This window comes from Dermacoccus sp. BD5, from assembly GCF_044878485.1.
Classification (GTDB): domain Bacteria; phylum Actinomycetota; class Actinomycetes; order Actinomycetales; family Dermatophilaceae; genus Dermacoccus; species Dermacoccus nishinomiyaensis.
Map to the genome: position 1 here is coordinate 14,082 of NZ_JANJER010000023.1, position 14,126 is coordinate 28,207.

Annotated in this window: 13 protein-coding genes; 2 read left to right on the forward strand and 11 right to left on the reverse strand. The window is 68.6% G+C overall.

The window, feature by feature from the left end; translation table 11 throughout:
- Positions 1-50 precede the first annotated feature (50 nt).
- The 11 genes from NQ706_RS12810 to NQ706_RS12860 form a co-directional block, all read right to left on the reverse strand.
- The gene (locus NQ706_RS12810; RefSeq protein ID WP_038568562.1) at positions 51-863 is read right to left on the reverse strand and encodes an RNA methyltransferase; all 813 of its coding nucleotides are present in this window, start codon (positions 861-863) and stop codon (positions 51-53) included.
- A 55-nt stretch (positions 864-918) separates the two neighbouring features.
- Positions 919-1,293, reverse strand: a complete 375-nt coding sequence (gene rplT, locus NQ706_RS12815) for a 50S ribosomal protein L20 (protein ID WP_038568564.1) — start codon at positions 1,291-1,293, stop codon at positions 919-921.
- Positions 1,294-1,362: 69 nt separating this feature from the next.
- Positions 1,363-1,557 (reverse strand): 50S ribosomal protein L35, encoded by a 195-nt coding sequence (gene rpmI, locus NQ706_RS12820; RefSeq protein WP_006944255.1) that lies wholly within the window; start codon positions 1,555-1,557, stop codon positions 1,363-1,365.
- Positions 1,558-1,663: 106 nt separating this feature from the next.
- Positions 1,664-2,347: a translation initiation factor IF-3 gene (infC, locus tag NQ706_RS12825; protein ID WP_338032950.1), complete on the reverse strand. Its 684-nt coding sequence runs from the start codon at positions 2,345-2,347 to the stop codon at positions 1,664-1,666.
- Positions 2,307-3,872, reverse strand: a complete 1,566-nt coding sequence (locus NQ706_RS12830; RefSeq protein WP_235181926.1) for an MFS transporter — start codon at positions 3,870-3,872, stop codon at positions 2,307-2,309. The genes infC and NQ706_RS12830 overlap by 41 nt, the downstream gene beginning before the upstream one ends.
- A gap of 72 nt (positions 3,873-3,944) precedes the next feature.
- Positions 3,945-5,357, reverse strand: a complete 1,413-nt coding sequence (locus tag NQ706_RS12835) for a xylulokinase (protein WP_404361038.1) — start codon at positions 5,355-5,357, stop codon at positions 3,945-3,947.
- A gap of 66 nt (positions 5,358-5,423) precedes the next feature.
- Positions 5,424-6,464, reverse strand: coding sequence for an NAD(P)-dependent alcohol dehydrogenase (locus tag NQ706_RS12840; protein WP_038568570.1), 1,041 nt, complete (start codon positions 6,462-6,464; stop codon positions 5,424-5,426).
- Positions 6,465-6,577: 113 nt separating this feature from the next.
- On the reverse strand, positions 6,578-8,086 hold the full coding sequence (locus tag NQ706_RS12845; protein WP_038568572.1) for a mannitol dehydrogenase family protein: 1,509 nt from the start codon (positions 8,084-8,086) through the stop codon (positions 6,578-6,580).
- The gene (locus NQ706_RS12850; protein ID WP_006944162.1) at positions 8,086-8,973 is read right to left on the reverse strand and encodes a carbohydrate ABC transporter permease; all 888 of its coding nucleotides are present in this window, start codon (positions 8,971-8,973) and stop codon (positions 8,086-8,088) included. Before NQ706_RS12850 ends, NQ706_RS12845 begins: the two co-directional genes overlap by 1 nt.
- Positions 8,973-9,851 carry a carbohydrate ABC transporter permease gene (locus NQ706_RS12855; RefSeq protein WP_235182046.1) on the reverse strand — a complete coding sequence of 293 codons (879 nt, stop codon included), beginning with the start codon at positions 9,849-9,851 and terminating at the stop codon, positions 8,973-8,975. The genes NQ706_RS12850 and NQ706_RS12855 overlap by 1 nt, the downstream gene beginning before the upstream one ends.
- A gap of 104 nt (positions 9,852-9,955) precedes the next feature.
- Complete coding sequence (locus tag NQ706_RS12860) at positions 9,956-11,329, reverse strand: sugar ABC transporter substrate-binding protein (RefSeq protein WP_288756291.1); 1,374 nt, start codon at positions 11,327-11,329, stop codon at positions 9,956-9,958.
- A 132-nt stretch (positions 11,330-11,461) separates the two neighbouring features.
- On the opposite strand from NQ706_RS12860, the gene NQ706_RS12865 reads away from it, so the two are divergent.
- Both NQ706_RS12865 and lpdA read left to right on the forward strand, forming a co-directional pair.
- Complete coding sequence (locus NQ706_RS12865; RefSeq protein ID WP_051805940.1) at positions 11,462-12,427, forward strand: sugar-binding transcriptional regulator; 966 nt, start codon at positions 11,462-11,464, stop codon at positions 12,425-12,427.
- Positions 12,428-12,542: 115 nt separating this feature from the next.
- Positions 12,543-13,943 (forward strand): dihydrolipoyl dehydrogenase, encoded by a 1,401-nt coding sequence (gene lpdA / locus NQ706_RS12870; RefSeq protein WP_038568578.1) that lies wholly within the window; start codon positions 12,543-12,545, stop codon positions 13,941-13,943.
- Positions 13,944-14,126: the final 183 nt, after the last annotated feature.

Sequence of the window (14,126 nt, forward strand, 5' to 3'; positions counted from 1 at the left end):
ATCGAGTGCGCGCAAACCCATTCCCACGCGTCCGCGCGGGCGAGGGGTGCTCAGTTCTGGGCGGCAGCCGAGGCGTAGAGGCAGACGGTGGCGGCCATCGCGAGGTTGAGCGACTCGGCGTGGCCGTAGATCGGCACGCGGACGACGTCGTCGCACTGCTCGCGCACCTCGGGCTCGAGGCCCCATGCCTCGTTGCCCATGACCCACGCGTGCGGGGTGGCGAGGTCGACGTCGGGCAGCAGTGTCTCGCCAACGCCGTCGGCGGCGTGCAGTGTCAGCCCTGCGGCGCGACAGGCGGCGAAGATCTCCTCGATCGACGACCCGCGCGAGATCGGCAGGTGCCACAGCGAGCCGACGCTCGAACGCACGAGCTTCGGGTTGTAGAGGTCGACGCTCGCGTCGCTGAGGATCACGGCGTCCGCCCCCGTCGCGTCGGCACCTCGGATGACGGTGCCCGCGTTTCCGGGGTCGCGCACGTTCGTGCAGATGACGACGAACTTCGGCGAGCCCGCGAGCACGTCGGCCAGTGGGCGATCGATCGGCCTGGCGACGGCGATGATGCCCTGCGGCTGTTCGGTGTCGCACATCGCGGCGAGCACCTGCGGCGAGCAGTCGTGGACGAAGCGCCGCACGTTTGCTGGGGCGCCGTCAGCCCATTCCCCGGCGAGTTCGCGCAGGTCGGGGTGACGCTCGGTGGCCTCGGCGTCGAGGTAGACGTCGCGGATCGACATCGGCGCGAACCGGATGAGCTCGCGCACGGCCTGGCGCCCCTCGACGAGGAACAGCCCGGCCTTGTCACGTGCAGAACGCCGCCCCAGCGCCTTGACCTGCTTGACCCGATCGGAACGGACGTTCGTGATCATGGTCGAGCGAGCCCTTCGGCGTGGAGCGGCGTTCGGTGCGAAAGAGGTGCCTGGATCAGGCAGCCGGCGTCTGGGCCGGGACGTTCGCCTTGGCGATCTCGACGAGCTTGGCGAAGGCCGGGGCGTCGTTGACGGCCAGCTCGGCCAGCATGCGACGGTCGACCTCGATGCCCGCGACCTTCAGGCCCTGGATGAAGCGGTTGTACGTCATGCCGTTGAGGCGAGCCGCAGCGTTGATGCGCTGGATCCAGAGGCGACGGAAGTCGCCCTTCTTGGCGCGACGGTCACGGTAGGCGTAACCGAGGCTGTGCGTCACCTGCTCCTTGGCCTTGCGGTAAAGGCGCGAGCGCTGGCCGCGGTAGCCGCTGGCCTGCTCGAGAACGGTACGACGCTTCTTCTGGGCGTTGACTGCCCGCTTCACGCGTGCCACGTGATCACTCCTTGAGTGGGGCGGCGGCGCCTGGCGCCTGCCGCGAAGTTAGTTGGGGGTGTGGACGGCTCAGAGGCCGAGAAGGCGCTTGATCTTCTTCTCGTCGGCCGGCGCGAGAACGACGTCGTTGACGAGACGACGCGACTGACGCTTGGCGCGCTCTTCGAACTTGTGCACGTGGCGGGCGCGCTGACGCATGATCTTGCCCTTACCGGTGACGCGGAAACGCTTCTTCGCACCGGAGTGCGTCTTCATCTTCGGCATGGCCGACTCCTTCGCTACCTCGACGCGCTCGTGTGCGCGTCGGCTGTCTGACTGCCTCGCCCGATCACCCGGGACGAGGGTTCTCCACCCGGGGGTGAAGGGGGTGTTACTTCGCAGCCTCTTCGACCGCGACCTGCTCGGCCTCGGGGGCCTCGCTCGAGACAGGCGTCTCGGCCTGCGGCTCCGGGGCGGCCTTGGCTGCCTTCTCGGCCTCACGACGACGACGGTCCTCGGCGCGCGCCTCGGCCTTCTTCTTCGTCGGGCCGAGCACCATCACCATGTTGCGCCCGTCCTGCTTCGGCGCGCTCTCGATGAACGCGAGCTCCTGCACGTCCTCAGCGAGCTTCTGCAGGAGGCGGAAGCCGAGCTCGGGGCGCGACTGCTCACGGCCGCGGAACATGATGGTGACCTTGACCTTGTCACCGGCCGACAGGAACCGGACGACGTGACCCTTCTTGGTGTCGTAGTCGTGCTGGTCGATCTTCGGTCGGAGCTTGATCTCCTTGATGACCGTGTTGACCTGGTTCTTGCGCGACTCGCGCGCCTTCATGGCCGCTTCGTACTTGAACTTGCCGAAGTCCATGAGCTTGGCGACGGGCGGCTTGGCCTGGGGGGCCACCTCGACGAGGTCGAGGTCGGCCTCGGCGGCGAGGCGCAGCGCGTCCTCGACTCGGACGATGCCCACCTGCTCACCATTGGGGCCCACCAACCGAACTTCCGGGACTCGGATTCGGTCGTTGATGCGTGGCTCAGCGCTGATGGCCTGCTCCTTCACGAGTGTGATGTTCACGAGTTGTTGCGGTGTGCCCGGCCACCGACGGTGTCCGGGCAACAAAAAAGACTTCTTGCGAGCGCAAGAAGTCTTCGTTCAACACGCACGACGCGATGATTGTTCCGTCGCCATCGAGGCGGGTGCCTCGTCGTGCATCGTGACCAAGACCCTGCCTCCCGAAGGAGACCGAGGGTGGAGACCGAAGCCCCTCTTGCGCACCGAGCGCTTTCACTGCCTCGATGAGGCCATGCGAACGTCCGGCTGGTGCCCACCACGATAGCAGCCGGTGTGACTCAGCCCTAATCGGCGCGGCGGTGGGTTCGACGTCGGTGCCCTGCGCCTGTGAAGACGCCGGCAGACCGGCCCGTCGTGACCGCAGCCCCCGTCGCGCCCCGACCATGACGGCGCCGAGGCCGGCGATGGCCGCCCCCGTCAGCCCGACGGACGCGAAACCGCCCGCGAAGCCGTGACGGTCGATGAACACGCCTGCGAGCGGCCCACCGAGCGCACCGCCGAGGGTGAGGAACGAACCGTGCCACCCCATCGCCTCGCCGCGCACCCGTTCGGGCACGACGCGCGTGAGTGCATCGACGGACGCAGTCATCGTCGGCGCGCAGAACAGGCCTGCGACGAAACCCCACAGGCACAGCCCGATCACGCCGTGGGCGAAGCCGATCGGCGCCGTCGTCAGGGCGAGCAGGACGAGCAGCGCGAACATGGGCGGCGGCGACGTCATCGCGCCGTAGACGAGCCCACCGAGGACGGAGCCCAGCCCCCACACGGCCAGCACGAGGCCGAGCTGGGCGGAGGCGTCGAAGTGACGGGCTGCGGCGACGAACGAGACGTCACTGCCGCTGAGGACGACGACGGCCGCGAACCCGACGAGGCACACCGCCAGGAAACGCGGCGTCACCCAGCGTTCGCGTGGCAGGTCGACGTCCGCGGCAGCCTCTTCGTCGAGCGCCTGCCGGATCGGCGGGTCGATCCACCACAGCAGCGCCGCGAGCGCCGCGGAGGCCATCTCGAGGCAGAAGATCACCCACGACGTCGGGAAGTGACCGCCGAGAGCGATCGCGATGACAGGCCCGAGCATGAAGGACAGCTCGACGATGATGCCGTCGGTCGCGAGCGCCGTGCGGCGATCCTCGTCGCTCGTCGCGGCGATGATGCCCTGACGGATGACGGTGAACGTCGGCACGGCGAACAGCCCGGCCAGTGCCGCGAGCAGGAGCAGCGGCACATAGCCGACGAAGGGCGCCACGGCCCAGCACCCGGCCGTGACCAAGATCGACGGCGCGACGACCCGGCGCAGCCCGAGGGTGTCGAGCAGGCGCCCGCGCCACGGCCCCGACAGCGCGACGGCGAGGGTCGAGGCAGCCGCGACGAGACCTGCCTGCGACCAGGTGCGGTGCAGCGTCTCGACGACGTGGATCGTGAGCAACACCGACACCCCGAACGTCGGGATGCGGATGGCGAAGCCGAGCAGCAGCAGCTGGCGGGTGCGGCGGTTGGCAAGAACGCGGCGGTAACGGGTGGCGGGCATGGTGGCGTCATGGTGTCACGGGCGTGCGGTGGTGGGCGAACCCCTTTCGTCCACCGCCTCGAGGTTGCCCGTTCAGCCGTGCAGTTGCCGCTGCAGACGTAGGTAGCGCTCGTAGACCGCGCGTCCGGCGGTTACGTCGTCGTCCGTGGCCTCGAGTTCGTGGTCATAGGCGACCTGCCAGGCCGGAGGCTCGTCACCTCCGGCCAGCGCCCACGCCGCCTGGCGCGCCGCGCCGATACCGACGTACTCCCCCGGCGCCGGGATGTGCACCGGCAACCCGAACAGGATCGATGCGATCTCGCGCACCGCCGCCGAAGCCGCAGCGCCCCCGATGAGGACGATGCGTCGCGCGCTAAGGCCGTGCTGCTTCAGCCCCTCGACGCCCGCAACGAGGTTCGCGAGCATCCCCTCGACGCAGGCGCGCGCAACGTTCTCCGGCGTCGCGTTCGCTCGGGTGAGGCCGCCGAGCGTGCCCGTGGCGTCGGGCAGGTCGGGCGTGCGCTCACCGTCGAGGTAGGGCAGCAACGTCAGGCCCTGCGCGCCGATGGGTGCCGCGAGCGCGAGGCGGGAGAACTCGTCGAGGTCGACGCCGAGCAGCTGGGCACCCGCCGTCAGCACGCGGGCTGCGTTGAGGGTGCACATGAGCGGCAGGTGCCGCCCGTCGGCCGAGGCGAACCCGGCGATCTGCCCGCTCGCGTCCCGCGTCGGCGTGTCCTGGACGGCGAAGACGGTGCCCGACGTGCCGAGGCTGACGACGACGTCGCCGGGCTGCAGGCCAAGACCGAGCGCCGCGCCCATGTTGTCGCCCGTGCCCGCCCCGACGACGAGGCCCGCGTCGGTGACGCCGGCGGGCTCGGCGGGGCCGAGGACGCGCGGGACGCCGAACTCACGGCCCAGGGCGAGACGTTGGATGTCGGCGTCGTACTCGCCGGTGACGGGTGACCAGTACCCGGTGCCGCTCGCGTCGCCGCGGTCGGTCGTCCATCCTCGTAAGCCGCCGCCGGCCTGCAGGATGCGCCCCGTCAGCCAGTCGTGGGGCAGGACGACGGTGTCGAGGCGGGCGGCGTTGTCCGGTTCGGCATCACGCAGCCACCGCACCTTCGCGACGGTGAACGCCGCGACGGGCACGACGTCGAGCCGATCCACCCAGGCGCCCGCTCCCCCGAGTTCGTCGACGAGGTCACGCGCCGCGCCCGCCGAGCGAACGTCGTTCCACAGCAACGCCTCTCGGATGACGGCGCCGTCCGAATCGAGGGCGACCATGCCGTGCTGCTGACCGCCGACGGCGATCGCCTCGACGTCGTCGAGCATCCCGTCCGCCGTCGCGTCCTCATAAGCGCGCCACCACACCTCGGGGTCGACGCTCGTGCCGTCGGGGTGAGGCGCGCGCGAGGTGCGCACCACGGCGCCCGTCTCGGCATCACAGACGACGATCTTGGTCGATTGCGTGGACGAATCCACTCCGGCGACGAGTCGAGGTGACATGGTTTCCCTTCTCAGGCGTCGCCGGGGGCGACGCGCGGTTCGGACGGCGGTAACCGTACGGTGAGATCAGACCGTCGGCAGTCCGTTCGGATAGATCATGGCCTTGACGGATGCCGGGTCGTCCAGGCCCGCGCGCAGGGCCTGCTCGCCGTCGGCGAGGTCGAAACGCCCCGTCACGAGATCGTCGACCTCGACGACGCCGCCCGCGAGCATCGCGAGCGCCTGCGGCCATGTGTTCGCGTAGCGGAACACCCCGGTGACGCTGACCTCACGCTCCTGCAGCGCAGACAGGGGCAGTTCGACGGTGTCGCCGCCCATCCCGACGAGCACGGCGCGAGCGCCTCGCGCCAGGGCCCGCATCCCGGCGAGCGTGACTGAGGCGACCCCGGAGCACTCGAGCAGAACGTCGTACTCGCGCTCGTCGAACCTCTCGTGACGTGAGTCGACGACCCGCGCGCCGAGCGCCCGGGCACGCTCGAGGCGTTCGGGGTTGAGGTCGACGACGGTGATGTCACGCGCGCCGCGCGCCCGGGCGGCCAGCAGGCACATGAGCCCGATGGGGCCGCAGCCGGTGATGAGGACGCGATCTCCGAGCGTCACATCGGCCTTGCGGCAGGCCCACAATCCGACCGACAGCGGTTCGACCATCGCAGCAGCCTCGTCGCTCACGCCGTCGGGCACCGGATGCGCGAAGGCGGCGTCGTGGACGGTGCATTCGGCGAGCGAGCCGTCGTACGGCGGCGTCGCGTGGAACACCATGTCAGGGCACAGGTTGTAGGCGCCGGCGAGGCACTGCGCACACGTGCGGCACGGCACGCCCGGTTCAATGCTGACGCGCTCGCCGATGCGCGAGGCGTCGACGCCCTCACCGACCGCTTCGACGACACCGGCACCCTCATGCCCGAGCACCATCGGGTAGTCGACGGCGTAGCTGCCGATGCGCCCATGCGTGAGGTAGTGCGTGTCACTGCCGCACACGCCGACGCACGTCATGCGCACGAGCACCTGCCCGGGGCCGGGCGTCGGCACGTCACGCTGGGTCAGGGTGAGCGTCTCGGGTGCGCTCAGTTCGAGCACGCGCATGGGGTTCCTCTCGTCACACGTCATCCGGTCTCCTCGGTCGTCCTGGGGTTCCATTCACCCCCGAGGACTCCGACGCGGCCGGCGCCGCAGGCACGATGTCGGCGGCGCCGACCACGCCTCGTCAGGTCACCCCGACGTCACCGTGCCGGCTCACGCGCCGGGCGGGCGTCCTGGGCGGCGCGGGCCTCGAGCGTGGCTCGGGCTCCGACCTCGTGCAGCGAGTCGAGTGCCGCGACGTAGGCCGTCGTGAATCGTTCGTCGTCGACGAGGTCGCCGAAGAAGTCCGGGTTGCGCAGGAACGCGAGCTTGTCGTCCTGCTGCGCCGCTGCGGCCGCCATGACGGCCTCCTTGGCACGATCGTTGACGTCGATCGGGTCGCCCTGCTCGTCGGCGCCCTCGGCGTAGCGCGCCCACGACGCGATGACAAGGGCCGAGCGGTCGATCTCGCCGCCGTGCGCAAGGTTGTGCTTGACGACTGGCACGAGCCACTTGGGGATGCGGTCGCTGCTCTCCATGCACAGCCGGGCGAGCGTGTCGCGCACCTCGGGGTTGGCGAACCGCGCGATGAGCTCGTGCCGGTAGGCGTCGAGGTCGACCCCGGGCACCTCCGGCAGCGTCGCCGAACCCTCCTTCTCCATGTAACCGAGCAGGAAGTCGACGAACAACGGGTCGCTGCACACCTCGTGCGCGTAGCGGTAACCGGCGAGGTAGCCGACGTAGCAGAGCGTCTGGTGGCCGCAGTTGAGCAGGCGCAGCTTCATCAGCTCGTACGGTTCGACGTCGTCGACGATCTGGACCCCGGCATCCTCGAACGGCGGGCGCCCGTTGGTGAACTCGTCCTGCAGCACCCACTGGGCGAACGGTTCGCACACGACCGGCCAGCCGTCCTCGACACCGAACGTGTCGGCAAGCTCGGCGATGTCCTCCGGCGCCGTGACGGGCGTGATGCGGTCGACCATGGAGTTCGGGAACACGACGTGATCGCGCATGTACTGCGCGACCGACGGGTCCTTCAGCTCGGCGTACGCCGTCATCATGCGCCGCGCGATCTCGCCGTTGCCCGGCAGGTTGTCGCAGCTCATGACGGTGAACGGCGTCAGCCCCGCGTCTCGACGGCGTCGGATCGCCTCGACGATGAGCCCGAACGCCGTCTGCGGTGACGCCCCGTCGGCCAGGTCGTGCTGGATGCCCGGGTTGGATGCCTCGAACTCCCCCGTCACCTGGTTGACGAGGTAGCCGCCCTCGGTGATCGTCAGCGAGACGATCTTGACCTCCGGACTCGCCATGAGGTCGATGACCGCGTCGGGGTCGTCGGGCGCGAACAGCATCTTCTGGATCGAGCCGATGACGCGCGGCTCGCGGGTGCCGTCAGGGTGCTTGAGGACGAGGGTGTAGAGCCCGTCCTGCGCGTTGAGGGTGTCGACGATGCGCTTGTCGTGCGGCAGCACCCCCACGCCCGTGATGGCCGAGTCGAATGCCTCGCCGTCGTTCATGAGGCGATCGAGGTACATCGCCTCATGCGCGCGGTGGAAGCCGCCGACGCCGAAGTGGACGATGCCCGTCGTCAGCTTCGCGCGGTCGTAGGTGGGGCGCGCCACCTGTTCCGGCAGCTCGGCCAACGTGGATTGCAAAAGGCGGACGGCCATCAGCGAACAGCTCCCATCGACAGGCCCTGGACCAGCTTGTCCTGCGCGGCGAAACCGGCGGCGAGGACGGGCAGCGACACGACGATCGACGCGGCGCACACCTTGGCGAGGAATAGGCCCTGACTCGTCACGAAGCCCGTGAGGAACACGGGCGCGGTCTCCGCCACCGTACCGGTGAGCACGCGGGCGAACAGCATCTCGTTCCAGCTGAAGATGAAGCAGATGAGCGCGGCCGAGGCGATGCCGGGCATGACGACCGGCGCGATGACCTCACGCAGCGTGCGCACGAGACCGGCGCCGTCGACCTGGGCGGCCTCGAGCATCTCGCTCGGAACCTCGGCGAGGAAGCTGCGCAGCATCCAGATCGCGATCGGCAGGTTCATCGACGTGTACAGCAGGATGAGAAGCCAGATGTTGTCGAGCAGGTTGACCTTCTGCGCGAACAGGTAGATCGGCAGCAGCGCTGCGACCACGGGCATGAACTTCGTCGACAGGAAGAAGAACAACACGTCCGACCACTTCTTCACCGGACGGATCGACAGGGCGTACGCGGCCGGCAGGGCGAGCAGCAGGACGATGAGGGTCGAGACGACGCTCGCCGTCAGCGAGTTCGCCAGGGACGGCCACGGGTTCGAGTCGAAGAAGTTCTTGTAGCCCTCCGTCGAGAAGGGAGCGTCGAACTTGGGCGGGTTGGTGGCCGCGTCGTTCTCGGAGTGGAACGAGATCCACACCATCCACACGACGGGCAGGACGAACAGCAGGCCGATGATCCAGGCGAGGACGCCGAGCAGGGCGCCCGACCTCTTATTCGGGTTCGGCGTGTACGCGGGCCCGGAGGACTTCGGCGTCGCGGCGGGTGCAGCGGCCGCGGAGGCGGGAGTGCTCATCAGTTCTCCTCCTTGAAGAGGCTGAGGACGGTGCGCAGGGCGGCCGTCGCGATGATGATCGTGCCGAGGACGACGATCACACCGGCTGCGGAGGCCTGACCGTAGTCGTGGGCCTGGTAGAAGGTCTGGTAGATGAGGTACGGCAGGTTCGCAGTGCCGAGACCACCCGAGGTGATCGTGAAGACGGCGTCGAAGTTCTGCACGATGTAGATCGCGCCGAGCAGGGTGCTCAGCTCGATGTACGGGCGCAGGTGCGGCAGCGTCATGTGCTTGAAGATCTGCCAGTTCGACGCACCGTCGATGCGCGCGGCCTCGACGACGTCCATCGGGCGCGACTGCAGACCCGCGAGCAGGATGAGCATCATGAACGGCGTCCACTGCCAGATGAGCGAGACCGCCACCGCGAGCAGCGGGTTGTTCGTGATCCAGTCCGGCTGCGGAGCGTCGTCGCCGAGAACCATCTTGAGGAATCCGTTGAACAGGCCGTACTCGGGGTTGAACAGCGCGTGCTTCCACAGCAGCGCCGCGGCGACGGGCACGATGAGGAACGGCGTGATCATGAGGGTTCGGACGATGCCGCGGCCCTTGAACTTGCGATCGAGCAGCAGCGCGATGCCGAGCCCGAGCAGCAGGCTGATGATGACGACGATGAGCGTGAGCAGGATTGTTACCCAGATCGCCTTGCGGGTGTTGACGTTCGTGAACACCGTGACGAAGTTGTCGAAGCCGGCGAATCCGACGTCATCGGGGTAATACGCGTTCCAGCGCATCATCGAGATGACGATGGTCGCGACGAACGGCAGCTGCGTCGCGATGATCATGAAGATCAGCGCCGGCAGCAGCGGCGCGCGGCGCGCCCAGGCTCCCGTCCGGGCCAGGGCTGTCTTGCCGCCCGGAGCCGGTTCGAGATCGTGGTTGTCGGGGTCGCGGTGCTCGAAGTCGTCCTCGTCCCCTCGTGCGAGCGCGTTGGTGCTCACGTCACTCACTTCCCTTCACGCTTGCGATAGTCCTCGGCCACGTCGCTCGCGAGCTCCTGGCCCGTCTCGAGCGCCGCATCGACGCTCTGCTTGCCGGCGATGGCCGAGCTGACCTCCTGGCTGACCTGGGTGCCCAGGGCCGGAAACTCGGGGATGTCGACGAACTGGATGCCGCCGGCGGGTCGGGGCTGGACGCCCGGGTTGTCGGGCTGAGCCGACTCGATGGCCTTCTTCGCGGGTTCGGCGAACGCCTTCGCGGAGGCGACGTACTCGGGGATCTCGTACGTCGAGGCGCGCTTGCCGGAGGGGACCGACGACCAGCCGATCTTCTCGCCGACGAGCTTCTCGTACTTCTTGCCCGAGGCCCACGAGACGAACTTCCAGGCGGCGTCCTTCTTCTCGGACTTCTGCTCGATCGCCCACGACCAGGCGTACAGCCAACCGGCGTTCTTCGTCTTGACGACGGGAGCCGGCGCGTAGCCCATCTTCCCGGCCACCGGCGAGCCCTTGGCCTCGAGGGAACCGGCGGCCGACGTCGCGTCGTACCACATCGCCGTCTTGCCCTGCTGGGTGTTGTTGAGGCACTCGGTGAAGCCCGCCTGCGGCGCTCCGGCCTCACCGTGCTTCCTGACGAGGTCGACGTAGAAGTTCGTCGCCTGCTCGAACTCGGGCGAGTCGACCTGCGCCTGCCAGTCCTTCGTGAACCAGGTGCCCCCGAAGGTGTTGACGACGGTCGTCAGCGGCGCGAACAGCTGACCCCATCCTGGCTGACCACGCAGGCAGATGCCGCGCATGCCCGGCTGGGCGCCGTCGACCTTGGCGGCGATGTCGGCGACCTGCGGCCACGTCGGGTTCGCGGGCATCGTGATGCCCTTCGACGCCAGGATGTCCTTGCGGTACATGAGGAAGCTCGACTCGCCGTAGAACGGCTCGCCGTAGATCTTCCCGTCGACGCTGAGCGCCTTGGTCATGGGAGCGAGGATGTCGTCCTGGTCGAACTCGGTGTCGGCCTTGACGTGGCTCGTGAGATCCGCGACCCAACCGGCCTTCGCGTAGATCGGGATCTCGAAGTTGCTCAACGTCGCGACGTCGTACTGACCGGCCTGGGCGCTGAACTCCTGGCTCGTCTTGTCACGCAGGTCGTCCTCCGGCAGCACCGTGAAGTTGACGTGGATCCCCGTCTCCTTCTCGAACTCCGGCGCGAGCTTCTGCAAGTCCATCATCTGCGGGTTGTTGACCATGAGGACGTTGATGCTGTCCTTGCCACCCGATGAGACCCCGCCACCCCAGCCCGCGCACGCGGTCGTAGAACCGCCCACCAGTGCTGTCGCGGCGAGGAGGGCGATGCCATTTCGTCGTCGTCCCACGAAACCTCCCATGTCGTCGTGCCTGGTGTGCAATGCTCGAACGAGCACCATGCTCACTTGAGCACTAGCAGGCACATATGAGTAAAGTGTGATTCGACACACAATGTCAACCCACGATTCACGCTACGAACGCCGGGAGTTCCCATGGTCGACGCGAGCGCACCGCAGCATCAGCGCCTCATGGTCCACGCAGCACGTCGCTACTACCTCGACGACGCCTCCAAGGTGGCCATCGCCGAAGAGCTCGACATCAGTCGGTTCAAGGTGGCGCGCCTGCTCGAGGAGGCCCGCGACCAGGGAATCGTCCGCATCGACGTCGTCGACCCCGGCGCCGGGTGCGAGCACCTCGAACGCCGCCTGCGCGACGCGTTCGGGCTCGCACACGCCGTCGTCGTCGACGTCGAGGAACTCGAGACGGACGCCGCGCAGGACGAGCTCGCCCGCCGCGGCGCCGACCTCATGCGGCGCCTCGCGCAGCCGACCGACGTCATCGGGCTGCCATGGAGCCGGATGGTCGCCAAGGCGGTGCGCCACTTCGACGGTCTGCCACCCGTGCCGATCGTCCAGCTCTCCGGGGCCCTCGACCTGCCGGCGTACGAATCCTCCCCCGTCGACGTCGTGCGTGACGCCGCCCGCCTCACCGGCGGAGAACCCCGCGTCTTCTACGCACCGCTCGTTGCCGACGACGCCGCTGCGGCCGCCGTCATCCGCGCTCAGGCGAGCGTCGCAGGCACCCTCGACGACGCCAAGCACTGCTCCCTCGCACTCGTCGGCGTCGGCGGGTGGAGCAGTGGCGAGAGCACCCTGTTCGACCTCGCGAGCGACGACGAGCGCGACGATCTCGCGCGCCTGCAGGTCGTCGGCGAGATCGCCGGCTCCCTGTTCGACGTGACGGGCGCGCCGGTGCACGCGGGCCTGACGGCACGTCTGGTCAGCATGCGCCCCGACGACCTGCGGCTCATCACCCACGTCGTGGCCCTGTCGCACGGTCGGGCGCGCGCCGCGGCCGTCGCGGCCGGCATCCGCGGGGGCTACCTCACCTCGATCGTCGTCGACACGCCCTTGGCGCAGCAGCTGCTCGCGCAGCACACCGAGGCGACGGACGACTGAGCCCCACGCGCCGCGAGGCGCACGGGAACGGTCGGGACCGGGCACCGCAAACTTCTACCCGCCAGTAACTACCTGCACTCACACCCTGCGCCCCGATGGGTCTAGGCTCTGCCTCGTGGCCAATCATTTTGATGTCGTCGTCCTCGGCGCCGGCCCGGGTGGGTACGTCGCGGCTATCCGCGCCTCCCAGCTCGGCCTGAGCGCCGCCGTTGTCGAGCAGAAGTACTGGGGAGGTGTCTGCCTCAATGTCGGGTGCATCCCCTCGAAAGCTCTGCTGAAGAACGCCGAACTCGCGCACGTGCTCACGCACGAGAAGGAGAAGTTCGGCATCGAGGGCGACGCCACGATGGCGTTCGGGCCCACGCACAAGCGTTCCCGTCAGGTCTCGTCGAACATCGTCAAGGGTGTTCACTACCTGATGAAGAAGAACAAGATCACGGAGATCAACGGTCACGGCACGCTCAAGGCCGACCACTCCATCGACGTGAAGGGTGAGGACGGCTCTACCCAGAGCGTCACCTACGACAACCTCATCATCGCGACGGGCGCCACCGTGCGCACGATGCCCGGGGTCGACCTCAGCAAGAACATCGTCTCCTACGAGGAGCAGATTCTCTCGGAGGAGCTGCCGGGCTCCATCATCATCGGCGGTTCGGGCGCCATCGGCGTCGAGTTCGCCTACGTCATGAAGAACTTCGGCGTCGACGTGACGATCGTCGAGTTCGCCGACCGCATGGTGCCGACCGAGGACGCGGACGTGTCCAAGGAGCTGCTCAAGCAGTACAAGAAGCTCGGCATCAAGGTCATGACCGGCACGAAGGTCGAGAAGGCCGAGGACACCGGCTCCGGCGTCAAGGTCACCGTCTCCCCCGCCAAGGGCGGCGACTCGCAGGTGCTCGAGGCCGACAAGATGCTGTCGGCGTTCGGCTTCAAGCCGCGCGTCGAGGGCTACGGCCTGGAGGATCTCGGCGTCAAGCTCACCGAGCGCGGCGCCATCGAGATCGACGGGCGCGGCCGCACCAACGTCGACAAGGTCTACGCCATCGGTGACGTGACGGCCAAGCTCATGCTCGCACACACCGCCGAGGCCATGGGCATCGTCGCCGCCGAGACCATCGCGGGCGTCGAGACGATGGAGATCAACTACGACATGATCCCGCGCGCGACGTACTGCCAGCCGCAGGTCGCCTCGTTCGGTTACTCCGAGGCTCAGGCCAAGGAGAAGGGCTACGACGTCAAGACGGCGACGTTCCCATTCTCCGCGAACGGCAAGGCACAGGGCCTCGGCGAGGCCGTGGGCTTCGTCAAAGTCATCGCAGACGCGAAGCACGACGAACTGCTCGGCGCCGCGATGATCGGCCCCGACGTCACCGAGATGCTCCCGGTGCTGACGCTCGCGCAGCAGTGGGATCTGACGGCCGACGAGGTCTCGCGCAACATCTTCGCCCACCCGACGCTGGGAGAGGCCGTGAAGGAAGCCGTGCACGGCATCGCCGGGCACATGATCAACCTCTGATCGCGCAGATCCACTGATCGCGGCTGTACCTCAGCGCGATCGATTCGAGACCGCCGGGGGGGGGGGGGGGGGGGGGGGGCCCGCGGGGGGGGGGGGGGGGGGGGGGGGGGCGGGCCCCCCCCGGGCCCCCGGGGGGGCCCCCGGGGGGCGGGGGGGGGGCGCGCGCGGGCCGCATCGGCGCCC